A 26,044-nucleotide genomic window follows, 5' to 3' on the forward strand; every position below is an offset into this window, starting at 1 on the left:
GCAGAGCTCGCGTTGACGTATGTGGGCGCGCGCCACCGTCGCTGAGGATCACGGTCGCAGTTGAGAAGGAGTAAGTATGTTGAGACTCGATCTGCCGGACACCGACAACCTCGCGGCGGCGGCGGGAGCTCTATCCCCACGGATATGGGATGACCTCGTCGCATTTAACGGGGCTGCACGCACACACGCGCGGCTCTCCGGTCGTGAGTTCGAAGCCGCTCGTTACCGCATCGCGCTGATCAACGACTGCAACTTGTGTCAGTCTCGGCGAGGTGCCCCTGGTGAAGAGGAAGGCGACGCAGGAATTCCGGAGTCCTTCTACGAGGCAGTCACAACCTGGCGTGAGGATCAGTCTCCGTTCAGCGAACGGGATTGGCTCGCAATCGAATTCGCTGAACGATTCGCTCTCGACCACATCGCGCTCCATGACGATGAGGTGTTCTGGGACCGGCTGCATGCGAGCTTCTCCGATCCCGAACTCGTCGACCTGGGTCTGGTGATTGCCGGATTCATCGGGGGCGGGCGTTTCCACCGTGTATTCGGGACCGACTCCGCTTGTATGGTCGATCTCTCCGCGCGAAATGCCTGAGGCCGCGGTAGGGGAGCTCGAACATCTTCGCGCCGAGCTCAGCCAACTGCTCGCGCGACAGCAGATCCTCGATTGCATTCACCGCGCAGCGCGGGGCCTCGACCGCCATGATGTGGAACTGCTGGCTAGCGCCTTCCATCCGGACGCCGTCGTTCGATACGGCAAGATTGTCGATGGTGTTCCCGGAATTGCGCGCAAGTTGAACGAGGGCCACGCCTCGTCGTCGCGGGCGCACACGCACAACATCACGACACATAATTGCCGCATCGACGGGGACAGTGCCGAGGCGGAGTCATACGTTCTTGCCGGACTGGCCTCCGGCGACCGGACCACGGTACGGCTACTCGGTGCTCGGTACCTCGACGTGCTCGACAAGCGCAACGACCGCTGGCTGATCAGCGCACGCGAGGTCGTCATCGAATGGTCGATGAGCGGGGACGCGAGCGCATTCCACTCGGAGACGTTCAATGCACGCGGCTATCCGACCGGAAGCTGGGATGGGTCGGATCCCTCGTATCGCATCGGCGGATTCCCGCGTACCTGACGAGTTGCGCAGGTCGTGTGGTTTCCATGCCGCCGAGGCTCAAATCCAGCAGCAACGAAGGGCATTACATGACTACAACGGCCAAGCCACTCAAAGTCGGGCTCAGCCTGCGGCACACGCTGCAGGCGAACCCTCTCGCTCTCGCGGAGCTCGCGCGAGTCTGCGATGCCGTCGGACTCGACTCGCTCTGGTTGCCTCATCACACGATCATTCCCACTGATTACGCCAGCCGGTACCCCTATCAGAAGGACAGCAAGCTGCCCTTTCCTGCCGACACGCTGTATTCGGACTCGCTGACCCTCCTATCCTACGTGGCCGCCGTCACCACTCACGTTCGTCTTGGTACAAATGTCATCCCGCTCATCACGCAGCATCCACTCGCCCTCGCCAAGCAGGCTGCAACGGTGGATCACCTCTCCGGTGGCCGTCTGGAATTGGGTCTGGGCTCTGGCTGGTTGATTGAGGAAGGAACCGTGCTCGGTCAGCCGACGAACAAGCGAGCTCGCCGGCTGAGCGAGACGATCGACATCCTCCGCAAAGCTTGGACCGGTCAGCCCTTCACCCACGAGGGCGAGTTCTGGCAGTTCCCCGAGCTTGTCTGCAGCCCCGCCGCGGCCCAAGGATCGGATATCCCGATTTGGCTCGGAGGATCCTCACCCGCGGTCGTCGAAATTATTCGGACCCGCGGATCGGGTGCAATTCTGCCCCCGGGCGATGCGGGCGAGGAGATCCTCGCGCAGCTTCGGCCGTTGCTCCCGGCCGATCGGGACATCATCTCGCCGGTGGTCGTCTCACCCGATTCGAGCGATGACGACATCCTCCGGTCTCTGGAATCCTGGCATCGGCGCGGAGTGGCCGGTGTCATCCTGCTCTCCCCGCCTGACACGGACATCGCGATCCCCTTGATGCGTCGGATCGGCGAGCATGTGTTGCCTCGGCTTGCCCGCTAAGAAACGACAATGCAGGTCCAGTCGACACAGCCGACTGGACCTGCATTACTGCTGGTGGATCACCCGATTGCGTTGCCACCGTCGATGGGCAATGCTGCTCCCGTGATGTAGCGCGCTTCTTCCGATGCCAAGAACAAAAGCGCATTGCTTAGGTCGACAGGCTCGATGAGGTCCACCGGGTATGGGTTCAACACGTGGGTGGCCGCGATGAAATCAGCCTTTGTCGGGTTCTCCATGTGGGGGAGGAAGACCCGGTAGGTCGCATCGTTGAAAGTCATGTCGGTTCCGACAGTCGTCGGGTGAATGGTGTTGACTCGAATGCGGTCTTCAGCGAGTTCGAGGGCAAGGGTTTTCATAAGCCCGATGAGGCCCGATTTAGCGGCTGTGTAGTGCGCGGCATTTCGTACCGCGCGCAATCCAGTGACCGAACTCGTGATGACAATGGATCCGCCGCCGCTGGCACGAAGGTGGGGGGTTGCGGCCTTGACCGTGTGCCATACGCCAGTGAGGTTGATATCGATCATGTCTTGCCATGTTGTCTCGTCGAGAGTCTCGGCTGGCACGAAGCCGCTGACAACTCCGGCGTTTGCGGAGACGATGTCGAGTCGTCCGAACTGGTTGACACCGTCGTCGACCGCCTTCTTCAGAGCGTCATAGTCGCGGACGTCAGCGCGGGTGGCGACGATTTTCCGGCCAAGTGACTCGACCTGCCTGACCGTCTCTTGGAGGTCCTCGGCGGTACCCAATGCGTATGGAACTGAGGCGACGTCAGCCAGGATGTCGACGGTAATGATGTCGGCGCCTTCTTCGGCTAGCCGCACCGCATGGCTTCGGCCTTGGCCCTTTGCCCCGCCGGTAATGAACGCAACCTTGCCTTCTAATCGACCTGCCATTGTGCGTTACCTGCCCTTCTGCGCTTCCTGTCTCGATTTGCTCGGGGTTCGTGCGCAAAGGCCGGCCGGCGCTTGCCCGGATTGGATCGATGCGGGCAAGCGAACCGGCTGCACTACTCAAATAGCTCGGTGCGGAAAGCCTTTGAACGCCACATCGTCATTCGCTACCAACGCGAGAGTTGACTGTTCACCACTCAGTAGTTGGCGAGGCCGCCGTCCACCGACAGGGCGGTGCCGGTAACCCACGTTGACTCGTCGGACGCCAGATAGAGGACGGCGTTCGAAATTTCTTCCGGAGGCATGCGACCGGGAATCCACTGGGAGAACATGCCCACAAGGTCGGGGTTTACCTCGTTGAACCGCTCGAACATTTCCGCGGCCTGCGAAACCATCATGGTCTGTACTGCGCCGGGGTGGACGCTGTTCACGCGCACTTTCTGCTTCGCGAGCTCCATGGCGAAGGATCGCATCAATCCGGTGACGCCGAACTTGGAGGCGTTGTACGGGAGATTGAAGGGACCTGCTTTCAAACCGTTGGACGAGCTTGTCAGAATCACCGAACCGCCACCGCCGCTGATGAGATGCTCTACCCCCGCCATCACGCTGTTCCATGCGCCGATCAGGTTCACGTCGATGACAGTGCGCAGAATCTCGGGTGTCACCTCGTTCCAGGGCTTCATGATGGCCACGCCGGCGTTGGCGACAATGATGTCGAGGTGTCCCAACTCGCTGACCCCTCGATCGACAATCGTCTTCAGGCTGTCGAGGTCCCGCACGTCTGCGACGTCGCTGACAATTCGCCGACCAAGGGCCTCGACCTGACGCACGGTCTCTTTCAAGTCCTCGTTGGTCGAGGCTGGGTACATCACACCCTCGACGGGTGCAGCGATATCGATCGCAATGATGTCAGCGCCTTCTTCGGCGAGTCGGAGAGCGTGCGTCCGTCCCTGGCCTCTCGCCGCGCCGGTTATGAAAGCGACCTTTCCTTGCACGCGTCCGGTCATCTGTTGTGTCCTTCCGTAGTTCGCTCGCGAAGATCGTTGTCTAGCAATGCATGAGCCTTCGATTGGTCTTAAAAGCTGCGGTGGCGTCCGGTGGCTACGCACACGGTCCCGGTTCGTCGAGTCGCCCTTCGCCTCACTCCCGAACCGCGACACCCACACGAAATGTCTTCAGGTAGTTGAGAACTAGCGCTCGCCCGCCCGGCCGAGACGGCTCTGCCGGCGCTTACTCAGCGTTCGAGGACCGTCTTGATGTTCGTGAACTCCTCGACGCCGAGTCGGCCGCCCTCGCGTCCGAAGCCGCTGCGTCCGACTCCGCCGTACGGTGCGGTGGGGCTGTACGCCACGCCTGTATTGACACCGACGGTGCCGGATTTGAGCTGCGGAATGATTCGGCGGATTCGTCGAGCGTCCGGCGTCTGCAGGTAATTCGACAGTCCGTACGGCGTCGAATTCGCGATCTGCACAGCGTCGGCTTCAGTATCGAACGGTGTAACCGCCATGACCGGACCGACTATTTCCTTCATAGCAAGGTCACTCGTTGGATCAACATCGACAAACACGGTGTTCGATATGAAGTAACCGTCGGCTAGTTCGCCACCCAGACGTTCGCCACCGACTAGGAGTCGACCGGCTCCGCTCGCCTTTGCAGACACGATTGTGCCGAGAATGCGGGTCAGTGCCGCCTCATTGATTACTGGACCGCCGATGTGTCCAGGTTCGAGAGGGTCACCGATGCTCAGTCCGCCGACAAACGCTTCGATCCTGGAAACCACTTCGTCGTAAACTCCGCGTTGGACCAGTAGCCGTGTCGGCAAGGAGCAGCCCTGGCCAGTATTGACCAACGAGAAATTGCACTGGAAGCCGACGGCTTCGTCCAGGTTGGCATCATCAAAGATGATATTGGCTCCCTTGCCGCCCAACTCGAGCACCAGCGGCGTGAGGGAATGTGAGGCGCCACGCATGATGGCGCTGGCCGTGGGAGGTCCACCCGTGAACGAGATTTTGTTGACGTCAGGGTGGGCGACCAGCGCCTCACCGGCCTCGATCCCGCCAGGTACTAGGTTGAGGACGCCGTCGGGGAGGCCCGCCTGACGGCCGAGCTCGATCCACGGCACCGCACTGAAGGACGTCTGAACATCCGGTTTCAACACCACTGTATTGCCGGACGCGAGCGCGGCAGGGATCTTCATCGCCAGTGAGATCAACGGGGCATTCCATGTGATGATCGCAGCGACGACGCCAACCGGCTCGTGGATGGTGTAAACAAATCCCTGCTCAGCGTCGTGCGTGGTCACCTGACCGTCGAGCCGATCGGCCCACCCGGCCGCATATGAGCCCCAGTCGTAGGCGGCCGCAGCTCCGGAATCGGCGACCCCTAGCGGCATGCCGCTCTCCAGTCCCTGAAGCGGCGACCAGTGCGGATAGTCTCGAACCAGCTCGGCGAACCGCTGCAGCACTTCGCGCCGTCGTGCGGGGTTCCAAGCACGCCACGCGGGGAAAGCCGCTCGGGCGGCGCGGACGGCTTCGTCCACTTCTTTGGCGCTCGCAAGTGGGATCTCGGCCTGAACCTGGCCCGTAGAGGGGTTGACGTGTTGATGAACGCCGCCGCTGCCGGTGGTGCGCCTTTCGTCACCGATGATGATTTCCACTTTTGGAAGAGACGAACGAGCCGCCGCATGCCTCTCGGCGAGGGTGCTCTTGGTAACGACGTTGTTCACGGCTTCCCCATCTATGCATGCGGCGTCTTTCGATACCTGCTTTCCACGAGGCTAGACGAAATGTCACAAGGCGTCCAGGATTTGATCAGCCAGCAACTGATTTTCGGAAATCATATCAATGAAATCCGAATGCCAGTGGTTGGGGTGATCTAGGCGGTGTGGGGTTGTCGCGGCGTTGACATCGGTCTCCCGGCGGCCTCGGGAGCACAACTGGCAGTGGTCTGTTCGCAACGACCCCGTAGAAGCGACTATGCGGTGCCGCCAGTGGGTCGGTGGTAGAAACACGGCCCCACCCTGTACGGCGACAGTGACGCATGATTTGAGGATCTTATTCGGAAAGTTAGAAATCTGGAACTAGGTGTTTCTTTTAGTAAAATCGTTTCATATGACAACTGGCACAGTTCAACCTCAGTCCGCCCTCCGACAAGGTTACGGTGACGCGACGATTCCCGAGCCTGCGCGGTGGAACAACGTCCTCGACACGGTGCACAACCACCGGTCCTACCGGCGGTATCTCCCAGACCCAGTGACTGACGAAGAGATAAGTCTGCTGGTATCGGCGGCACAATCTGCAGCGACGTCGTCAAACCTGCAGACCTGGACGGTCGTCGCGGTTCGCGATAAAGCGCGCAAGGCGCGCCTCGCCGCATTGGCTGGTCGCCAGACGCACATCGTCGAAGCGCCGCTGCTGTTGGTGTGGACGGCGGACTTCGCGCGCCTTCGCCAGCTCGCCCAAGATCGCGGGGTAGCGCTGGACGGTGCGGACTACCTCGAGAGCAGCTATGTCGGATTCATCGACGCGGCGCTGGCGGCCCAGAACGCAGTGACCGCAGCTGAATCATTGGGCTTGGGAACGGTATTCGTTGGCGCCATCTGCAACAATCCGGATGAGGTGGCTGCAGAACTAGGGCTGCCGAAGCACGTGTTCGCCGTGTTCGGACTCGTCGTCGGACATCCCGACCAGTCCGAACAAGCCCGAATCAAGCCGCGCCTCCCGCAGGCCGCGGTGCTGCATCACGAGACTTACGCGCTCGAATCTCAGCGCGGACAGGTCGATGTATACGAGGAGCGGATCGGTGCCTTCTACGCGGAGCAGGAGATGAGTCACACGTGGACTGAACGGGTACTTGCTCGGCTGGCGTCGGCAGACAGTCTCAGTGGCCTGCACCCGCTGCGTGAGTCCCTCCGAATCCTTGGCTTCCCGCTCCGCTGACCCCGCGCAACCCGAATGCATTTCAAGCCGCTGAGAAGTCAGCCCGCGGGTGTGAGGACGTCGCGTGCGATCTGACGCAACAGCGCGCTCGAGCCCTGGTGGCTCGCCCGTAGGAAGAGTGCGCGCTTGTAGTACCGATGCAAGGGCGAGTCCCACGTCATCCCGATACCACCGTGCAGTTGGATTGCCGTCTCGGCGGCTGCAACGGCTGCCGGCAAGGCGTGCGCTGCCGCCGCGGCGATCTCGAGCGACGCGGGTGCTTTGAGGCGGTCCGTCTCGAACGCAGCCCAGAGCACCAGCGAGCGCGCCAGTTCGCCGTCCACGTAGAGATCCGCGAGCTGATGGCTGACTCCTTGGAACGTCGCGACCGGACGGTCGAACTGCTCGCGCAGGGAGGTGTACTCCGCGGTGATGGTCAGCAGCCTGGAGATGATGCCGACTGCCTCCGCGGAGGCGAAGAGTCCGGACAGGTCCTCGACCCGCCGAGCCGTGTCCGTAGCCTCCTGACCGCTCAGCAGGATTCGGGCCGGTGCGGAGTCGAAGACGACCTCGCTGACCGACTGGCTGGCGTCCAGGCTCTCCGTGGGCCTGACCGAGGCATGCGCTGCGTCGACGAGGAGGATCGCCGGCGCGTCGCCCCATACGGGAACGAGGAACGCGTCTGCGGCATCGGCACCGATGACCCAGGTTCGAGTTCCGGACAGGAGCGGCTGCGTCGAGGTCCCTCCCACGGTCAGCGGCACGAACGCATCGAACAGTGTGCGTCCGCCCACTGAGGCTCCCGCGAACGCGACGCGTCGCTCGCCGCCGACGACTGCGGGGATAAGCTCCTCCGAGTCAGGGGAGGCGGTCAGCCACGGCAGCACGTGTGCGACGGTGGCGAGCAGCGGGACAGGCAGAAGTCCGGCGCCGACCTCCTCGAAGAGCACCGCGGTGTCGCTGTGGGTGGCCCCTGCGCCACCGAGGTCTTCGGGCACGGTGAGTCCGAGCCACCCCAGCTCGGCGAGTTTTCGCCAGACGCGCGACGTGAAGCGGGTCGCCTCGTCGACGTTCCTGTTCAGCTGCTCCAGCGGATTGATCGTGCCGATGAAGTCACGGCCGACCTTGCGAAGAGCATCCTGTTCCGGCGTGGGTCGAAGGTCCATTGATCTGATCTCCTATCGTGCACGCGGCAGTCGCAGGACGCGCTCCGCGATGATGTTGCGTAGGACCTCACTTGTGCCCGCTTCGATCGAGTTGCCTCGGGTGCGGAGCACCGTATATGCCCAGTGGCCGCCGTCGAGGCCGTCTGCGCCGGGCACCAGGCCGTCCAATCCCACGGCGTCCTGGGCGAGAGCCGCGAGTGCTTGGTTGAGCAGACTCCACTCCAGCTTCGAGATCGTGCCGGCGGAACTCGGCTTGCCGGTCTGGTCGAGCTCTGACAATGAGCGGAGATTGGTGACGCGCAGCCCCTGGGCACGCACCCAGATACGGGCGTACCGTTCCGCCAGGATCGGATCATCGGCTGGGACGTTGCCGTCCGCTCCCGGCCGTGTCATAAGCCCGCCGACCCTGTCGAGTTCGGCGATGAGCTGCGATGACAGGGCCACCCCGTGCGTAGACCGCTCGTAGTCGAGTGTGGTCAGGGCCACCTTCCATCCGTCACCAGGCTCGCCGAGCATGGAGCTTCGCGGTATCCGCACGTTGTCGAAGTAGATCTCGTTGAACTCGGGGTCTCCCGTGAGCTGGGGGAGTGGCCGCACGTCGACGCCTGGCAGCGACATGTCCACCAAGAAGAAGGAGAGGCCCTTATGCTTCGGCGCGGTCGGGTCGGTGCGCGCGAGGAGGATGCACCATCTCGCGTACTGCGCGAATGATGACCACACCTTCTGCCCGGTGATCACCCATTCGTCGCCGTCGAGTACTGCACAAGTGCGAGCCGCGGCGAGGTCGGATCCGCTGCCTGGCTCGGAGAACCCCTGACACCAGATTTCGTCCGCGGTCAACAGCGGTGGAAGAAGTCTCCGTTGCTGCTCATCGTTACCCCACGCGATGATTGTAGGACCCGCCATGTCCACACCAATCACGCCGAAGTGCTCGGGCACGCCGGCTCGCGCAGCCTCGGAGAGCCAGATCTCCAGGTAGGAATATGGCAGGCTCCGTCCACCTGCCTCGATCGGCCACGTGATGCCCGCATAGCCGCCTTCGGCCATCGTGCGACTCCAGGCCCGCCACTGGTCGACTTCCGCCTCGGTCGGGATACCGGAGATCACGGGGGCCAGGTGCGCGTGGTCCCCGAGCCACGCTCTGGCCTCGGCACGGAACGCGGCCTGACTCGCGTCGTCGTCGGGTGTCACGGTGTGACCCGCTCGAATCCGAGGAGTGTCGTTTCGTCGACTATGTAGGCGACCGGACGGACCACCATGTTGTCCTCGAGCGGTCCGTTCGCAATGCGGCCGAAGATCCGTCCGCCTCCGTCGAACAGGACTGCTGCGATCGTGTACGGAGTCTCCGACGCAAAGGTCTCGTCCGCAGTCCGATGGACGACGATCCACGACTCCACCTTGCCCTGCTCAGGGAGAGGACGATCATCGACCGATTCGCTGCCACACTGCGAGCAGGTCGGCGTGGGTGGGAAGAAGGTGCGGTCACATGACTGGCAATGCGGAATGAGCAGTTCGCCGCGACCGAGTGCGTCCCACCACCAGCGGGTGTCCGGATCGATGTCGGGAGCGACGGTTGCGCGCTGGTCGATGACCTCGAATGAGTTGGACATCAGTTCCCCTTCCTGAACACGATCGCCGATCCGTCCACCAGAACACCAGAGGTGGCGACGCTGACCTCGGCATCCTTTACCTGTCGGCGCTCCCCGCGTCCTTGGACCTGGAGGACCGCCTCGGTCACGGTGTTCATTCCGTGCACGTAGCCCTCGTTAAGCAGCCCGCCGTGCGTGTTGGTCGGGATCCTGCCGGTCAGTCCCGTCTCGCCGGAGCGGATCAAGTCGCCGGCTTCGCCTCGTTCGGCGAAGCCGAGCGCCTCGAGTCCGTAAAGCACCGCAGGACTGAAGCAGTCGTAGATTTCAGCGACGTCCACGTCGGTCGGTCCAAGACCGGCGGACTTCCAGAGTCGCGGCGCGAGCAGGTGCTGGCAGTTGCGGCTGAAGTCGGGCCATGAGTGCAGGTCCGCGATGTCGAGACCCGAACCGCGCCCGGTCACCCAGGCACCTCCTTCGATGATCGCCGGAGTGACCGGGGCATCGGCGGCGCGGTCGACGGAGGTGACGACCAGTGCGACCGCGCCGTCCACCTCGACGGTGCAGTCCACCGTTCTGAAAGGCTCCACGACGTAGGAGCGGGAGAAGTACTCGTCGAGGCTGAGCGGGTCGCGGCGGACAGCGCGGTCGTTCAGCGCCGAGTACTCCCGCTGCTTCATCACGACCGCGGCGAGATCTTCACTGGTCGCGCCTGTTTCGATCATGAAGCGACGCGACCACATGGCGATGTACTGAGGGTACGAGTTCAAGCCGATCGGATATCGGAACTGACCCGACGGGGAGTCGAAGTGCGTCGAGCCCACCTTCTTACCGCTGCGCCCGTTCAGCGCGCGGTACACGATGACGGTGGACGCGACGCCCGACGCGACAGCCATCGCGGCGTTCAATACGGCGAACGCAGGCTGCGATCCTCCGTTGTTCAGGTCAAGGACGAAGCTCAGGTCGTTGCAAGCCAGACCGGTTCCGACAGCCTGGCTTGTCACCGAGTCGTTGAACAAACCATAGCTGCACACCCCGTCTACATCGGCTGCGGTCAGGCCCGCATCGGCGAGCGCCGCGCGAGCGGCCTCGAGGGCGAGGTCGAGGACGCTTCGCGGCTCCCCTGAGACCGCAAGCTTGGTGTAACCCACGCCGGTGACGGCGGCCTTTCCGGCGTACGCGGGCCGCGCGGACCCGGGCGCTCTCTGTGACATGTGGATGAACCTCTTTCGTTTCTGAATTGACGGGGTGTCTATGCCTGCGGTGCGTGGGCGTCGGGCCAGAACGCGGTCAGGCCGTGGTCGAGTACGGCTCGGCCATCCTCGAGTAAGCCGGCCATCGTGCCCTGCAGCTCCTCGTATATGGGGTCTCGGAGCCGACCGCGCCGGCTGAGCTGCAGGTTGTATGCCAGGATCGCGGCGTACTTGAAGCATGAGGCCGCGACGTGCCAAGACAGTACGTCGGGGTCGGCTCCATACAGCTCGGCGAGTCGCGCGCCGGTAACCTCCACTGATCCGGTCGGATTCGGCTCGGGCTCGTACCGGCGCCGTAGCGCGGCAACCGTCAGGCACGCGAGGTCGGTGAGCGGATGCCCAAGCCCGGCAATCTCCCAATCGAACACAGCGTTCACTGTCCGGGGGCCGAACAGCAGGTTGCCGAAGTGGTAGTCGCCGTGAACGAGCACGGGTTCCGCTGACGGATCACTGCGGTCGAGTTCGCGGAGGAGCTGCACGCGCAGTTCGTCAGCCGCATCTTGGACATGATCCGGTCCTCGCTCGACCAGCGGCACCCAACGTGCGATCTCGCCCTCCGGTGGCATACGAGGGTCGCCTGCGATACCCGACTCTTCGACGGAGAGCGTTTGGATCGATTTCAGTGCCGACACGGCTGCGTTCGCCGTCTCGTCGTGGGAGTGGCGCTCGGCGAACTCGTGCCACTCGGCGCCGGAAACCAGTGACATCACCGCGATGGACCGCCCATCGACCGCTCCGGTGCTATCGCTTGCGAGTACCGCAGGAGCCGGAAGGTCGTTTTGGTGCAGGGTGCCCATGATCCGGCCCTGCCGCCCGACGTCCGCGGGACCCGCAATTCGCACTCCCGCGGGTGAGAGCCGCACCACGATGTCGTCATCAGGCCGGGTAGACCGATGGAGCACCGCTCGGTAGGTGTCACCGGAGTGTCCGGTGCCGAAACGCTGGAACTGTGTCAGGGCGACCGAAGGATCGTCGAGGGCGCCCTTGAGGAAGATCTCGACGCTGAGCGACGGATCGATGTGACCGGGGCCTTCGAGGTCCTGTCGGGTCCGCTGATCGGATCGTGCTCGTTCAGTCATACCGAAACTACTTTCGTTTATTTACATTGTGCTTCCCACTATATATAGGATCTGTCATGATTTGTCTAAGCAAATTCCGAACAGGTGAGGCCAGGTGGGTCTCAATGTGACGTCGGTGACCCGCACGGCGGGCGGGACGCCGAGGTCGTCGAACGAATGGAGGATCAGATGGGGCGGGTAGCGGGAAAGGTGGCGTTCATCACGGGAGCGGCGCGGGGGCAGGGTCGCAGCCATGCGATTCGGTTGGCCGAGGAGGGGGCAGACATCATCGCCATGGATATCGCACGTGACATCGGATCGGTGCCGTACGGGCTCGGGACTGCGGCTGACCTCGCGGAGACCGCACGCCAAGTCGAGGCTCTCGGTCGACGCGTCGTCATCTATGAGGCCGACGTGCGCGACTACGACCGGCTCGAGTCGGGGCTCGATGACGCGGTCGCGCAACTCGGCAGACTCGACATCGTGTCCGCGAACGCCGGAATCCTGAGCTTCGCCCCTATGGATCAGCTCACGGAAGAGCAGTTCGACGATCTTCTCGATGTGAATCTGAAGGGTTCGTGGCACACGGCGAAGGCGGCCATTCCGCATCTTCGGGGCAACAAGGGCGGATCGATCATTTTCACCAGCTCCGCCTCCGGGATCAGTGGGGCGGGCAACATCGGGCACTACTCGGCGTCGAAGCACGGCATGGTCGGGCTGACCAAGAGTCTTGCGCTCGAGCTGGGCGTTGACAAGATCCGGGTCAACAGTGTGCACCCGACGAGTGTGGACACGAAGATGATTCAAAACGACGCGATCTACGAGCTGTTCATGCCGGATGTCGCCCCCGCAGAGCGGACAAGGGAATCGGTGACACCACGATTTCTGAATCTCAACGTAATCCCGATCCCCTGGGTGGAGGCGATCGATGTCTCCAACGCCGTCCTCTGGCTTGCTTCCGACGAGTCGCGCTACGTGACCGGGCATCAACTCACCGTCGACGCGGGTCAGCTCGCCCGATAGCGCGCGGAGAAGCGCAGGCGCTGCCGACTGGAGGTTCGTGCTGAATCCGATTGAAATCAGTCGGAGTTTTCTGGACAGTATCGAACCGCATGTGTAATCTCGAAGCGATATTCTGAATTACTAGGTGCATTTTCAGAATGCATCGCATCCTGGGCGGCACGGGGCGTGCCTCTGTCCGCGATCCACTGTTCGACTCAAGGGAGGCTGTGCTATGACCGATGTGACGGATGTCGAGTTCGACGCCATCGTGGTGGGGGCTGGTGCCTCCGGGCTCTATGCGCTCTATCGACTCCGCCAGGCGGGGCTGCGTGTTCGTATTCTCGAGGCCGCAAGCAGCATTGGCGGTGTGTGGTTCTGGAATCGATATCCAGGCGCTCGATGCGATGTGGAGAGTGCCGACTACTCGTATTCCTTCTCCGCAGAGCTCGATCAGGAGTGGACCTGGAAGGACCGCTTCGCGACGCAGCCGGAGATCGAGGAATATCTGAACTTCGTCGCCGACAAGTTCGACCTTCGGCAGGACATCCAGTTCAATACGCGTGTCGAAGCCGCTGTTTTCGATGACCAGACGGGCATGTGGACGGTCTCGACGTCAGAGGGCGAGGAGTTCGTCGTGCGGTACTGCGTGATGGCGACCGGCCAGCTCTCCTCATTCAATCGCCCAGTGTTCAAGGGTGCTGAGAGATACCGGGGTCGGACGATAGACGCGGGCACCTGGCCGGACGAGCCGATCTCGTTCGAAGGCCTTCGGGTGGGCGTGATCGGCACGGGATCGACGGGGATCCAGCTCGTCCCCGAACTCGCGAAGGAAGCGAAGGAGCTCGTCGTGTTCCAGCGCACGCCGAACTTCAGCGTGCCTGCGGGGCACAAGAGGTACTCCGACAATGATGTTGCTGAGCTGAAGGCGACCTATCCCGAGCGTCGGATTGAGGTCCTCGATTCCCCGACGGGCAATGTGTACGACCCCAACCCGATGTCGGCCCTGGACGACACGCCAGAGAATCGGAAGCGCAACTTCGCTCGGCGGCAGAGCAACGGCGCGTTCGCCATCATGTTCTCGTACAGCGATCTGTTGACCAGCATGGAGGCAAACGCCTTCTTCACCGAGTTCCTGCAGAACGAGATCCGCAACAAGGTGAACGACCCGGCCGTCGCAGAGGACCTGGTGCCCACCGGCTATCCCGCGGGCAGCAAGCGACTCTGTGTCGATGGCGGCTATTACGAGACCTTCAACCGCAGCAACGTGCGCCTGGTGAACGTGAAGAAGACGCCCATCGAGGAGTTCACCGAGACCGGCATCCTGGTCGGCGACGAGAACATCGAACTCGACGTCGTGATCTACGCCACGGGATTCGACGCGATGACGGGTGCCATGACCAAGATCGACATCCGCGGACGCAACGGTCTCACGCTGCGCGAGAAGTGGGAGGATGGCCCTCGGGCCTACATCGGCCTGATGATCACCGACTTCCCGAACCTGTTCATGATCGCCGGACCGGGCAGCCCCTCGGTTCTCGGCAATGTGATTCACTCGGCGGAACAGCACGTCAACTGGTTCGCAACGGCGATCGAGCGGATGCACGCGGACGGGCTCGACACCATGGAGCCGACCGAGCAGGCGGAGAACGATTGGCTCGAGCACGTTGCTCAGGTCGCGGATTCCACGGTCTACACGAAGACGACCTCTTGGTACCTGGGCTCGAACATCCCAGGCAAGCCGCGGGTATTCATGGCATACCTGGCCGGCACCAACACCTTCCGGAACATTTGCAACGAGATCGCGGCGGACGGCTACCGCGGGTTCGAGTTCAAGGCGCTCGAGAGCGCCGACCGCCTCGTAGGGACCGGCCAATGACACTGCACCGACAAGCCCAGGAACTGCTGGACTCGTTCGCATCAGCCACCGGCGACGGCCCACCACCGGAGCGTTCGGTCGAGGAAATGCGGTCGCTATCCGGCGGCTTCCGCCAGATGCAGGGAGACGCGGCCGTCATCGGCAGCACCCGAGTCGAGAAGATCCCCGTGTCAGGTGGATTCGTCGAGGCCACCGTGTACGATCCGGTGGGCGATCCGAACGGACTCGTCGTGTACTTCCATGGAGGCGGCTTCGTCCTCGGCGCGCCTCGCGATTTCGAAGTGCTGTACCACGCACTGGTGGCGCAGTCGCAGGTGCGGCTCGTCGCCATCGACTATCGGCTGGCACCGGAGCACCCGTTCCCGACAGGGGTCGACGACTCGTATGCTGGGCTGCTCTGGTCTGCAGAACATTTGGCGGACGGGTTACCGATCATCGTGGCCGGGGACAGCTCGGGTGGGACCTTCGCAGCGGTGGCTGCACGACGCGCGCGCGATCATGACGGTCCCGCCCTTGCAGCTCAAATATTGGTCTATCCGGTCACGGATCACGATTTCTCGCGGGCCTCATACGACGAGCATGGTGACAGCGGGCTGCTGGTCGGCAAGTCCGACATGGAGTGGTATTGGGCGCAGTATGCGAGTGATCCGGCTGTGCGAGACGGTGAGGACGCGTCGCCGCTGCGGGCAGCGTCGTTCGAGGGGCTGCCTCCGACCTTCGTGTTGGTAGACGAGTACGACCCGGTACGCGATGAGGCGAAGGCCTTCGCAGACAGGCTTATCGCCGCCAAAGTGCCCACGGTCGTCGACTACGTCGCCGACCAGATGCACGGATACTTCACGATGGCGAACATGATGGCCAGCGCCGACGAGTCGATCGCACGAGTGGCCGCGTACATCAGGTCAGTCGTCAATCCCTGACACAGTCGAAGCAGCGACGTCGGCTGCAACGGCAGACCGCCGAGGCGGGGGCGGGCACGAATGCAGAGGGAGGATGAATGCGGATCGCGAGCTGGTGAAAGAGGTGCCGGACACCTGCAGTGTGCGGCATTTGGAGCCGAGAACACTTGCGTGATCGGCACTCTGGCGCCGCATGCCACTACACCGAGCTGAGCCAAAGAGGTTGCAGGTAATTGGCTGAGCGAAGGGGCTGGCCGCCGCGGTGGACGGTACCGCTGCCACGGTACGCCCTGGATGCGGCGCTGAACTCGATCGAGGGCGGCGCCGCTGGCCGTACCGTGGCCGCGCGCTCGCGGTGGGCGCGGGCGACGCCCTGCAAACCGTCACCAGTCCGGGCGGAACCGTGTCGCAAAGCCACGAATTGTCTACCGCAACAAAGGTCTATGGTCCCCGCGATTGTCGGCTCGAAGGTGAGCGTCGACCGCGGGCGGACATCGGAGGACCCGAGCGGTGAAGCGTGCCGGAAACATCGTTTACGTGCTGCGAGTGGGACGGACAGGAATCAGGCGGCGAAGACGATCGTCGCGATCAATGAGGACGCCGACGCCCCGATCTTCGGCATCGTCGATTTCGGCGTGGGGGATCCTTTCATGTCGCGCCAAAGGCGGTTTCGGCGATCAAGGCGCAGCAGGTAGGGAGACGAAATGAAGGTCTGGTTCATTACAGGGACATCTCGGGGGTTCGGCCGAGAATGGGCCGTGGCGGCGCTGAACCGTGGCGACGCAGTCGTGGCGACGGCGCGGGATGCGAGCTCGCTCGAGCCGCTCGTTGCCGATTACGGCGACAGGGTGCTGACGTTGCCGCTGGACGTCACCGACCGCAGCGCAGCTTTCGAGGCGGTACGCCGGGGGCACGAGCGTTTTGGTCGGTTGGATGTGATCGTCAACAACGCTGGCTACCCCCAGCAGGGCATGGTGGAAGAGCTGTCGGAAGCCGACGTGCGCGACCAGATCGAGACCAATCTTTTTGGTGCAATCTGGGTCACCCAGGCGTCGCTCCCGTACCTGCGTGCGCAGCGGTCCGGGCACATCCTGCAGGTGAGCTCCGTCGGCGGTGTCACCGCCTGGCCGAACATCGGCATGTACAACGCATCCAAGTGGGCGCTCGAGGGCATTAGTCAAGCGCTTGCAGACGAGGTGGCCGCGTTTGGAATTCGCGTCACACTCCTCGAGCCCGGGGGCTTCGCCACCGACCCGGACCGCGTGTCCATCCGTCTGCCCGCCCCGATCCCCGACTACGACATCGTCCGCGAGTCGCCAGCGTTCGGTCAGCGCCGCCTCCCGAGGACAGGGTCTCCGACCGCGGCAGCCGCTGCGGTGCTGGAGCTCGTCGATCTCGAGAAGCCCCCGCTGCGGATCTTCCTCGGCGAGGATCCACTCAGGCTCGTCGAGGACGACTACAAGCTCCGACTCGCCCAGTGGCGGCGATGGGATTGGCTATCCCGCGAAGCGGATGGCATGCGGTGACCCGGGCAGTTGCCGGCTTGCGGTGGTCTTGGTCGCGTAGACTGGCGAGTGGAAAGAACTGAACGACACAGCCCACTATTCTGAGCGCGCGCCGATTTAGTTCCGCCACGGATCACCCGCGGTCGAGGCCGTGAATACTGCGGCCGCCGCACCGGTCCCTCAGGCCGTGCCCAGGTACTGCTCGAACAGGTCACTTTCGAGCAGAGCTCCGGGTGCCCCGTCGAAGACGATGCCGCCACGGCGCAGGACGTAGGCGTGGTCGGACATCCCCAACGCCTTCGTCACGTACTGGTCGACGATCAGCAGCGCTGCACCGCGACTGGCTAACTCGACGAGGAAGTCGAAGATCCTGTCGACGATGATCGGTGCCAGCCCCAATGAGACCTCGTCGACAAGGATCAACGAAGGGTTGCGTACGTATGCTGCGGTGAGGGCCAGCATCTGCTGTTCTCCGCCGCTGAGCGTGCCGGCCTTCTGATGCAACCGTTTCCCGAGCACTGGAAATGAGGAAGAGGCCGCCTCGATCGCTAGGTCTACGCCCCCGCGCGGCGCCTGCATCAGCAGATTCTCGCGCACCGTCAGCGACTTGTAGACTGCCCGACCCTCCGGGATCAGACTGAGTCCGCTGCGTGCTCGCCGATGAGGCGCCTCCCTCGTCACGTCTCGCCCCACCATCTGAACCGAACCGGACATTGGCGGAAGCAGACCCGAGGCGACCCGCATGAGCGTGGTCTTGCCTGCAGCATTGGGTCCTACGAGGGCCGCTACGGTGCCTCGAGGGACCCGCAGTGAGACGTCCCTGAGCACAGTCGTTCGTCCGTACCCCGCGGTCAAATTGGCGACTTCCAATGCGGCCGGTCCAGCATCCAGACCGCAGTCACCCACGCTTTGCTTGACGGTGTTCGTCATAACACTGCCCCTCCGATCTTCATTTCCGGTTCGAGTTCCTCAGAGCCGAGGTATGCGGCGCGGACCTTCGGGCTCGCGGCGATCTCTATGGGCGTGCCGTCTTCGAGCAGACGTCCGAAGTCAAGCACGTAGATGTGGTCGCAGATCCCCATCACCAGCGACATGTCATGCTCGACCAACACGATGCCGCATCCGCGCTCCTGAACCACACGCTGCAGGATCCGGCCGAACTCTTCGGTCTCCTCGTGATCGAGACCCGATGATGGCTCGTCCAGCAGGAGTATGTCGAACGGTCCGCTCAACGCACGGGCCAACTCGACGAGGCGGCGCTGACCTGTGGACAGACTGCCGGCCTGCTGGTCGGCGAGGTCGGTGATGCCGCAGAGTTCCATCGACGCGAAAGCCGCTTTACTGGTTATAGCGCGCTCGGTACGCGTCGCGACGATCTGGGAGAGCGGGTTGCTGCCGGCCTGACCAGCTTCCCTGCCCAGAGCTACATTCGTTGCCACGGAAAGCGTTTCGCATAGCTGCGGAATCTGGAACGTCCGACCCAGCCCTAGTCGTCCGCGTGCGGCCGGTCCATAGCGGCTGGCATCGACACCGTGCAGGCTGATTTGCCCGCTGATGTTTCGGTTCAACCCACTGACTGCATTGAACGTCGTGGTCTTGCCGGCACCATTCGGCCCGATGAGGCCCGTGATCCGGCCACGCGGTGCTTCGAATGTGACGTCGTCGACCGCGAGCATGCCGCCGAACCGCACCGTGAGGCCGGCGACGCGTAGCCCCGACCCGTCGCCGACGGAGACCTGCCCTGCTAGCTTCGCCGGCGTGAACGAGGGCCCAGCTTGCGGTGGGGCCGTGGCACGACCGCCGAAGACCCGCTCGAACCATCTCCGTGCGGCCTCCGGCATCGTGGGCGTCCCACCCACTGCCGCGGTGAGCACTGCGAATACGCCGAAGACGACGTTGAGCCAGTAGGTGGTGTACACGTTCTGGGCGTACGCCTGGACGATCAGGGGGATTACGCCGAACAGGGCGTACCACGGCGAGGCGAAGGGGGCGATAGCCAGGATCGCAAGGAATACCAGCGAATTGAATGAGCTGAAGAAGGAGTCGCCACTGACCGCGAAGTTCACCGAGACCCCGTAGACGATTCCCGCGATCGCAGCGAAGAACGCCGAGATGCAGAAGACAATGACTCGAGTCATGTACGTGTTCAGGCCCATCACGGATACCGCAGTGGGCGAGTCCGACATGGCCTGCAGTACCCGGCCCAGGCGGGTCGAGTGGATCAACAGCATTACTAGAGCGCTGACCACCAGGAACGCTAATGCTACGTAGTAGAAGTTCAAGTCCGACTCGAATCCCGGCGGTCGCGGCATGATCCGGCCCTGGGCGAGCGTGGTGAACCCGATCTCGGTGGGGTAGAACAGCTGCTCGACGAGCAGCCCGAAGCCGAAGGTGGCCAACGCGAGGAACAGGGTGGACAGCCGGATCGCGGGGAGCGCGATCAGAGCTCCGACCGGCATCACGATGATGCCGGAGAGGACTACCGCGACCAGCCATGGCAGCCCGAAGTCGGTCATCAACTGCGAGAACACGACCGCCCCGATGCCCGCAAACGCCCCAGACGCGAGAGAGATCTGCCCGGACGTGCGCACCAGAAGGCCAAGTGAGAGCAGCATGATCCCTTGTGCGAGGCCGACGGTGAAGAAGGATATCCGCAAGGAGTCAAAGATCGGAAGTAGCACCAGCGCACCGACGACGATTACACCGCTGAGGAGCTTGAGTCGCCAGGGACCACGCCATTGCAGCGGCGGTCGTCGGCTAGCGGCCGTGGGCATCGCGAGCTTCCGCTTCGGAGTCACAAGCAGAACGATGAACAGGACGATGAACGGAAGGCTCGCCGGTAGCCCGGACAACCACGGGACCTGCAGGACGTACGTCTTCGAGACGTCAGCGATGATGCCCAAGCCGATCCCCGCGACGAACGTGATCGGGATGCTGGAGAACGCACCTACCGCCGCGGCTCCGAACGCCTGGACGGCGAGGTAGGTCAGCACCACGGCATCGATCCCGACCAGCGGTGCCAAGAGAACCCCGGACAGTGCCGCGAACGTCACGCCGATGACCCACGCGAACCGCCGGACCCCGCGGGCGTTGACGCCGTGCAGGCCGACCAGGTCGGAGTCGTCCACCACCGCGCGCATGGCTACACCCATCCGGGTAAACCTGAACAAGGCGTAGAGCAGTGCCGAGGCAGCCACAGCGACCGCGGTGACGGTCAGCTGTCCAACCGTGACGACCACCCCGAACATCCGAAACGTGTGGGATCCGTTCGGCAGGAACTGCGGGATCCGCAACGGATCAGGGCCGAAGAGCACCCGCGCCAACCCCTGCACGATCAGGATGACCCCGATCGTGCCGACCACCTTCATGGCGACCGATTGGGGTGCCAGGAAGCGGGCCAGAACCTCGAAAAGCAACCCGAGCGCGGGGCCCAGGATCAGGACGCTGATCACGAACGCCGCAAGCCACGGCAGCTGCAGCTCGTGAGTGAGGAAGTAGAAGAGGTATGCGGCCGCAGCAGCGACCGCGCCATGGGCGAAGTTGAAGATTCCTGACGTCTTATAGGTGAGCACGAGTCCGCTGGCGGCCATGCCATAAATGGCACCAGCGGCGATCCCGCTCACAATGAACGGAAGAACGGCGTTCATCGCAGAGCTCCTTCGTGTGTGCGCCGTCGGTGCTGAGCCGGCAGAAAGCTGCGCGACTCCGCAACGAGATCGATGTCACGACAGCGTTCGAACGGCCTCGCCACAATGACTTCTCGGCTTCGTCTGCTCACATTGCACTCCCTCGTGCATCCACACTTCGCCAACCCACTTCCGGACGGCACGCCCGGGTGCACCTAAGGATGCACGCCGAGTATTCCGACGAAGGATGGCCAAGTCAAGCAATCGCTGCGATAATTCCTTTATCAATTTCCATTTTCTGATAGTCAGTTTCGGTGTAACGTGATCGACGCGCGACACAATGAAGGTTGCGCCCATGCACAGAGAGGTGCATTTCATGAAAATGTCACGACTTCGGGCCGCGGCCACGCTGGCGGCTGGCGCGTTGCTGTTGACCGCATGTGGTTCCGGTGGATCGTCTGGAGCCGCATCGTCTCGAGAGGCACCGACTGGCGGACCCGAGGGCGATACGATCAAGATCGGATACGCGGTCGCCCAGACCGGATTTGCCTCCGGGGTGGTGGGGCCGACGGCAGAGGTCGCCCAGGCGTGGGCGAAAGGGGTCAACGCCGAGGGCGGGATCGGTGGCCGACCCGTCGAGATCGTCGTCCGCGACACCGCCGCGACACCGGCAACCGCACTGACCGCCGTCAAGGAGCTCGTCGAGCAGGAGGGCGTGATCGCCCTCATGTTCGCCGACGGCGCGAGCGAGAGTGGTCTCAGGGACTACCTGGCGGGCAGCGACGTCGCGGTCCTGGAGGCTCAGAGCTTCGATCCGAAGATGTTCAGCGCTCTCCCGAATTTCTTCGCGACGAGCACCACCGACAAGTACATGCACTCCGGCTATACCGAGGCCGCCGCGGCGGCCGGGGGCAAGTCACTTGCGTTCGCCGTGTGCGCCGAGGTCGCGGCGTGCGCTCAGGCCGGGGAGGTATCCGAGGAGCTCGCCCCGGGACTCGACATGAAGTACACAGGGACAGTCAAGGTGACCGGGTCGCAGCCCAGCTTCACCGCGGAATGCTTGAAGCTGAACCAGACTGACACCGAGTGGATCGGGATGGCGCTCGATTTCGCGGCCACCGGCACCCGGATGGCCAGTGACTGCCTGCAGCAGGGCTACACCGGCGGATTCGTAGTGGGATCCGGTTCGGTGAACGGGGGCCTGGACGAGGTCCCGGACGCGAAGTTCACGGGGCCGATGAATGGGTTCCCCTGGTGGGTCGACGACGCGCCGGTCGCGAAATACCGCGACGTGATGGCGGAGTTCGCCCCGGACGTGCCGATCACAGGCACATGGCAGACCAGCACATGGACGGGTCTGGAAATGTTCCGCAAGGCCCTCGCCGGGCACACTGCCGCAGGTCTGACTCGCCAGCAAGTGATCGATGCCTACGGAACGATCAAGGACGAGACCCTCGGCGGGCTACTTCCTCAGCCGGTGACCTACACGCCGGGTGAGCCGGCTCCGCCGGTCTCCTGCTACTGGATCTACAGCTATACGGGCGGATCCGGAGAGTTCGAGAACATCCAGAAAGGGACAAGCGGCAATGGTTTGACGACCGATCTTGCTTCATCGTGTTACGACGGACCGCCCTTCTCCTAGAGCGATCCGGCCGGAAGGCGTCAGCGAAAAGCCTCGACCGAAGCCGGTGGGGGCAGCACGCTCTGCGTCGAAACCATCTGGGACGACGCCGCAACACAGGCGCATGACTGCACGCGCAGCCACCGAAACCTGAAGCAGGATCCGTCAAGCGAAGCAACCGTTTGGAGAGGAAGCAATGACCTTATCTCCGTTCATCGCCGTGTCGCGTGTGGCGTCCGGGCCACGCAGACATTGCACGTTTGGATATGACAACCACGCCGGATACATCCCGGCTGTACTGACGAAGGAACCGGTTCGATGAAGACACGCGCAGCAGTACTCTGGCAGCAGCCGGGCAAGTGGGAGGTCGACGACTTCGACCTGGCGGGACCGGGCACGGGCGAGGTGCTCGTCGAGATGGTGGCGACAGGTTTGTGCCACTCGGACGACCACATCGCGACTGGTGACACCCCATTGCCGAACCTGCCACTCTGTGGTGGCCACGAGGGCAGCGGAATCGTCCGTGAGGTCGGGCCGGGTGTGACCACCCTGAACGTGGGTGACCACGTAGTGACGTCGTTCATCCCCGCGTGTGGGAAGTGCCTCTGGTGTGCGAGGGGACTACAGAACCTGTGTGACAACGGTGCGCTCATCCTGACCGGCGCGCAGTTCGACGGTGGTTACCGGCTGCGCGGGCGCGGGCACGACATCGGCACGATGGCGATGCTCGGCACGTTCTCTCAGTGGCAGGTCATGGACGAGTCTTCACTCATCAAGGTGCGTGACGATGTGCCGCTGGGAGTCGCGTGCCTCGTCGCCTGCGGTGTGCCGACCGGGTGGGGCTCAGCAGTCAACGGCGCACAGGTTTCTCCCGGCGATGTCGTGATCGTGATGGGTGCCGGTGGTGTCGGGATGAACGCCGTGCAGGGCGCGTCGCACGCCGGAGCAGGGCACGTGATCGTCGTCGACCCGCAGCCGTTCAAGCGGCAGATCGCGGGTGAGTTCGGCGCGACGCACACGTTCGCGGATATCGCGGAGGCGACCGACTTCGCCCGCAGCATCACCAACGGCCAGGGTGCCGACTCCGCGATCGTGACAGTGGGCGTGATCGAGGGGCAACAGATCGCCGACGCGTTCAATGCGATTCGGAAGGCGGGAACCGTCGTGGTGACCTCGCAGGGGGCAGTGGCGGCGGTGGGAGCGCCCATCAACCTGTTCGAGATCTCGATGTACCAGAAGCGGATCCAGGGAGTTCTGTACGGCATGACCTCACCTCGCGCGGCGGTGCCGCATCTGCTCAACATGTATGCCGACGGGCAGCTCAAGCTGGACGAACTCGTGACGAAACGATACGCCATCGACGACATCAACCTCGCGTTCGACGACATGCACAACGGCGAGGTGATCCGCGGCGTGATCGACTTCACGACACCCAGCGCGCACGGAGGAGCACAGTGACCGACATCCTGAACCGCGCACCGTCGGAGACGATTCCGCATCGGCGAGAACTGTTCATCAGCGGCGACTGGGTCGTCAGCGAGAGCGAGCTGGACGCCATCCCGGTAGTGAACCCCGCCACCGAGGAGGTGATCGCCACGGTCGTCGACGGCGACGCGCGTGACACCGCCCGCGCGATCGCAGCGGCGCGCACCGCGTTCGACGAGGGGCCATGGCCACGGCTGCGTCCGAAGGAACGCGCCAAAGCGCTGCTGAGACTCGCCGAGTCGATCGAGGGGCGCAAGGACGAGATCGTCGACCTGCTCGTCCGTGAGGCCGGGTCACCGGTCGCGTTCGCAGAGGCTATGCAGTTCCGCCTGGGCCTGACCCACTTCGTCGACATGGCGGAACGGGTAGTCGCCGGACACGAACCGGTGCGCGGCACCCCGCCGGTGTTGGGCAGCCGGGTAGGACAGGGCGTTGTAATAGAGGAGCCTGCAGGAGTGGCCGCCCTCATTACGGCCTTCAATTACCCGTTTCACCTGGCGCTGATGAAAATCGGCCCCGCGCTGGGTGCCGGCTGTACGGCCGTGCTCAAGCCGTCCGAGCTCACCCCGCTGGTGGGTCTCATCTTCGGAGAGCTGGCGGCCGAGGCAGATCTGCCCCCTGGCGTGCTCAACGTCGTCTCCGGAGGCGTGGCATCTGGAGTCGAGCTGACGTCGAGTCCACACGTCGACGTCGTGAGTTTCACCGGTTCCGACGATGTGGGACGACGCGTGATGCAGCAAGCCGCGGGCACATTCAAGAAAGTCGTCCTCGAACTCGGCGGCAAGTCCGCCGGCATCGTGTTCGCGGACGCCGATCTCGACGCGGCGGCGCAGTCGGTGGTCCTCCACATGACCCTCCACGCTGGTCAAGGATGCAGCCTGCAGACCCGGACGCTGGTGGAGCGCAGCGTCCACGACGAGCTTGTCGAGCGTGTGCGCGCCATCCTCGGAGGAATGAAGATCGGAGACACGGCCGATCCGACCTCGGTGCTCGGGCCCCTGATCAGCGCACGGCAGCGCGATCGCGTCGAACGATGCGTGCAGTCGGGCATCGACGAGGGCGGGACGATCGCCTTCGGCGGCGGCCGCCCGAGTGATCTCGCGCGTGGCTACTTCGTGGAGCCGACACTCTTCGTCGACTGCCGGAACGACATGACAATCGCTCAGGAAGAGATCTTCGGTCCAGTCGGAACGGTCATCCCGTTCGACACAGTCGATGACGCGATCGCAATCGCGAACGACTCCAGATTCGGCCTCAGCGCCGGGATCTGGACCCGCGACTCGCTCAAGGGCTACCAGGTAGCAGAGCGACTGCGCACCGGTGAAGTACTCATCAACGGCGGAACCGGCGGCGTCGACACCTTCGGCCCCTCGGGCGGTTACAAGCAGAGCGGACTCGGCCGCGAATTCGGCGAGTACGGCTTTGCGGAGTACCTCGAACTGAAGAAGGTCGCCTGGCCGGTCATCTCCTGACCACTTGATCTTCCTTCGACGACGTCGAAACATGCACTCACCAGACGACAGTAGGTTTTTCGCAGTTCCTGGCGTCGGACGAGGCGGGCTACTTTACCGGCGTGATGCTGCCCATCGACGGGCCCAACACGAGCGGTTGATTGCGATTGGCGTGGACGCAGGAGGCTCCGGTCATCCCGGGGCTTGCCTGCACCGTCCACCGATCAAAGAGGCAGAAGCTCAACTTATTTGAGTGGCGGACGCGCGGAGCGGCCCGAAGCGTACTCCGATGGACGACATCATCGGGCATGCGGTTGTCTCGAGGAAGTCCAGTCCGTGTCGTTTCGGGGTTCGCCCTCGGGCGTTGCTCTGGAATCTCCGACAGGCAGGTATGTCCGACACCTTCGGCGGCACGGCAAGCATAGGCGGGAGTGTTGGGAGCAGTTGGCGCGGATGTTGATCGATGCGACGAGCAGTCGTCGTCGTGGCGGTTCTTCACACGTGCGTGACGCCCTGTGATTACCACGGCCTGGGTTCGTATCTTGCCGCCGGGAAAGGTCGAAGCCCACTGTGCCGGCGAGGATTATCACGTAGCCGATCATGTCTGTCGCGTGTGCATGGCCGGA

22 protein-coding genes are annotated in these 26,044 nt (G+C 63.4%); 11 read left to right on the top strand and 11 right to left on the bottom strand.

Features of this window, described 5'->3' with window-relative positions:
* The first annotated feature begins 76 nt into the window (after positions 1–76).
* From CJ179_RS35260 to CJ179_RS35270, 3 genes are read left to right on the top strand one after another with little or no spacing between them, the layout of a single operon-like run.
* The gene (locus CJ179_RS35260; RefSeq protein ID WP_095864465.1) at positions 77–589 is read left to right on the top strand and encodes a carboxymuconolactone decarboxylase family protein; all 513 of its coding nucleotides are present in this window, start codon (positions 77–79) and stop codon (positions 587–589) included.
* Entirely contained in the window at positions 582–1,133 is a 552-nt protein-coding gene (locus CJ179_RS35265) for a nuclear transport factor 2 family protein (RefSeq protein ID WP_095864466.1), read from the top strand. The genes CJ179_RS35260 and CJ179_RS35265 overlap by 8 nt, the downstream gene beginning before the upstream one ends.
* A 26-nt stretch (positions 1,134–1,159) precedes the next feature.
* Entirely contained in the window at positions 1,160–2,083 is a 924-nt protein-coding gene (locus tag CJ179_RS35270) for a TIGR03619 family F420-dependent LLM class oxidoreductase (RefSeq protein WP_218834872.1), read from the top strand.
* A gap of 59 nt (positions 2,084–2,142) precedes the next feature.
* Here the strand turns inward: CJ179_RS35270 and CJ179_RS35275 are convergent, their stop codons facing one another.
* The 3 genes from CJ179_RS35275 to CJ179_RS35285 all read right to left on the bottom strand — a co-directional run bounded on the left by CJ179_RS35275 (position 2,143) and on the right by CJ179_RS35285 (position 5,698).
* Positions 2,143–2,976, bottom strand: coding sequence for a mycofactocin-coupled SDR family oxidoreductase (locus CJ179_RS35275; protein WP_095864468.1), 834 nt, complete (start codon positions 2,974–2,976; stop codon positions 2,143–2,145).
* A gap of 194 nt (positions 2,977–3,170) precedes the next feature.
* Complete coding sequence (locus CJ179_RS35280; RefSeq protein ID WP_095864469.1) at positions 3,171–3,980, bottom strand: mycofactocin-coupled SDR family oxidoreductase; 810 nt, start codon at positions 3,978–3,980, stop codon at positions 3,171–3,173.
* Positions 3,981–4,207: 227 nt separating this feature from the next.
* On the bottom strand, positions 4,208–5,698 hold the full coding sequence (locus CJ179_RS35285) for an aldehyde dehydrogenase (RefSeq protein ID WP_095864470.1): 1,491 nt from the start codon (positions 5,696–5,698) through the stop codon (positions 4,208–4,210).
* Positions 5,699–6,083: 385 nt separating this feature from the next.
* Here CJ179_RS35285 and CJ179_RS35290 point away from each other — a divergent pair, with 385 nt between their 5' ends.
* The gene (locus CJ179_RS35290; protein ID WP_095864471.1) at positions 6,084–6,911 is read left to right on the top strand and encodes an NADPH-dependent oxidoreductase; all 828 of its coding nucleotides are present in this window, start codon (positions 6,084–6,086) and stop codon (positions 6,909–6,911) included.
* Between the two features lie 38 nt (positions 6,912–6,949).
* Here the strand turns inward: CJ179_RS35290 and CJ179_RS35295 are convergent, their stop codons facing one another.
* From CJ179_RS35295 to CJ179_RS35315, 5 genes are read right to left on the bottom strand one after another with little or no spacing between them, the layout of a single operon-like run.
* Positions 6,950–8,056, bottom strand: a complete 1,107-nt coding sequence (locus tag CJ179_RS35295) for an acyl-CoA dehydrogenase family protein (protein WP_095864472.1) — start codon at positions 8,054–8,056, stop codon at positions 6,950–6,952.
* 12 nt (positions 8,057–8,068) lie between these two features.
* Positions 8,069–9,247, bottom strand: coding sequence for an acyl-CoA dehydrogenase family protein (locus CJ179_RS35300; RefSeq protein WP_061042567.1), 1,179 nt, complete (start codon positions 9,245–9,247; stop codon positions 8,069–8,071).
* The gene (locus CJ179_RS35305; protein WP_061042566.1) at positions 9,244–9,666 is read right to left on the bottom strand and encodes a Zn-ribbon domain-containing OB-fold protein; all 423 of its coding nucleotides are present in this window, start codon (positions 9,664–9,666) and stop codon (positions 9,244–9,246) included. Before CJ179_RS35305 ends, CJ179_RS35300 begins: the two co-directional genes overlap by 4 nt.
* Positions 9,666–10,856 carry a hypothetical protein gene (locus tag CJ179_RS35310; protein WP_061042565.1) on the bottom strand — a complete coding sequence of 397 codons (1,191 nt, stop codon included), beginning with the start codon at positions 10,854–10,856 and terminating at the stop codon, positions 9,666–9,668. Before CJ179_RS35310 ends, CJ179_RS35305 begins: the two co-directional genes overlap by 1 nt.
* Before the next feature lie 38 nt (positions 10,857–10,894).
* The gene (locus CJ179_RS35315) at positions 10,895–11,974 is read right to left on the bottom strand and encodes a phosphotransferase family protein (RefSeq protein ID WP_095864473.1); all 1,080 of its coding nucleotides are present in this window, start codon (positions 11,972–11,974) and stop codon (positions 10,895–10,897) included.
* Positions 11,975–12,142: 168 nt separating this feature from the next.
* On the opposite strand from CJ179_RS35315, the gene CJ179_RS35320 reads away from it, so the two are divergent.
* The 3 genes from CJ179_RS35320 (at position 12,143) to CJ179_RS35330 (ending at position 15,751) form a co-directional block, all read left to right on the top strand.
* On the top strand, positions 12,143–12,976 hold the full coding sequence (locus tag CJ179_RS35320; RefSeq protein ID WP_095864806.1) for a mycofactocin-coupled SDR family oxidoreductase: 834 nt from the start codon (positions 12,143–12,145) through the stop codon (positions 12,974–12,976).
* Positions 12,977–13,187: 211 nt separating this feature from the next.
* Positions 13,188–14,831, top strand: a complete 1,644-nt coding sequence (locus tag CJ179_RS35325) for an NAD(P)/FAD-dependent oxidoreductase (RefSeq protein WP_095864474.1) — start codon at positions 13,188–13,190, stop codon at positions 14,829–14,831.
* The gene (locus tag CJ179_RS35330) at positions 14,828–15,751 is read left to right on the top strand and encodes an alpha/beta hydrolase (RefSeq protein WP_095864475.1); all 924 of its coding nucleotides are present in this window, start codon (positions 14,828–14,830) and stop codon (positions 15,749–15,751) included. Before CJ179_RS35325 ends, CJ179_RS35330 begins: the two co-directional genes overlap by 4 nt.
* Positions 15,752–16,292: 541 nt before the next feature.
* On the opposite strand, the gene CJ179_RS51630 is transcribed toward CJ179_RS35330, so the two are convergent.
* Complete coding sequence (locus tag CJ179_RS51630) at positions 16,293–16,451, bottom strand: hypothetical protein (protein ID WP_179377758.1); 159 nt, start codon at positions 16,449–16,451, stop codon at positions 16,293–16,295.
* Between CJ179_RS51630 and CJ179_RS35335 the strand changes: the two genes are divergently transcribed.
* Positions 16,435–17,256, top strand: coding sequence for an SDR family NAD(P)-dependent oxidoreductase (locus tag CJ179_RS35335; protein ID WP_095864476.1), 822 nt, complete (start codon positions 16,435–16,437; stop codon positions 17,254–17,256). The two genes, CJ179_RS51630 and CJ179_RS35335, sit on opposite strands and share 17 nt — an antisense overlap.
* A 159-nt stretch (positions 17,257–17,415) precedes the next feature.
* Here CJ179_RS35335 and CJ179_RS35340 read toward each other — a convergent pair whose 3' ends face one another.
* Positions 17,416–18,165: an ABC transporter ATP-binding protein gene (locus CJ179_RS35340; RefSeq protein ID WP_095864477.1), complete on the bottom strand. Its 750-nt coding sequence runs from the start codon at positions 18,163–18,165 to the stop codon at positions 17,416–17,418.
* Positions 18,162–20,882, bottom strand: a complete 2,721-nt coding sequence (locus CJ179_RS35345) for a branched-chain amino acid ABC transporter permease/ATP-binding protein (protein ID WP_095864478.1) — start codon at positions 20,880–20,882, stop codon at positions 18,162–18,164. Before CJ179_RS35345 ends, CJ179_RS35340 begins: the two co-directional genes overlap by 4 nt.
* A 355-nt stretch (positions 20,883–21,237) precedes the next feature.
* Here CJ179_RS35345 and CJ179_RS35350 point away from each other — a divergent pair, with 355 nt between their 5' ends.
* The 3 genes from CJ179_RS35350 to CJ179_RS35360 all read left to right on the top strand — a co-directional run bounded on the left by CJ179_RS35350 (position 21,238) and on the right by CJ179_RS35360 (position 25,439).
* Positions 21,238–22,503: an ABC transporter substrate-binding protein gene (locus tag CJ179_RS35350; RefSeq protein ID WP_179377759.1), complete on the top strand. Its 1,266-nt coding sequence runs from the start codon at positions 21,238–21,240 to the stop codon at positions 22,501–22,503.
* 297 nt (positions 22,504–22,800) lie between these two features.
* Positions 22,801–23,940 (top strand): NDMA-dependent alcohol dehydrogenase, encoded by a 1,140-nt coding sequence (locus CJ179_RS35355; RefSeq protein ID WP_095864480.1) that lies wholly within the window; start codon positions 22,801–22,803, stop codon positions 23,938–23,940.
* Positions 23,937–25,439, top strand: a complete 1,503-nt coding sequence (locus CJ179_RS35360; protein WP_257015939.1) for an aldehyde dehydrogenase family protein — start codon at positions 23,937–23,939, stop codon at positions 25,437–25,439. The genes CJ179_RS35355 and CJ179_RS35360 overlap by 4 nt, the downstream gene beginning before the upstream one ends.
* Positions 25,440–26,044 lie beyond the last annotated feature (605 nt).

The sequence above is a fragment of the Rhodococcus sp. ACS1 genome, from assembly GCF_002300155.1.
Taxonomy (GTDB): Bacteria; Actinomycetota; Actinomycetes; order Mycobacteriales; family Mycobacteriaceae; genus Rhodococcus_F; species Rhodococcus_F koreensis.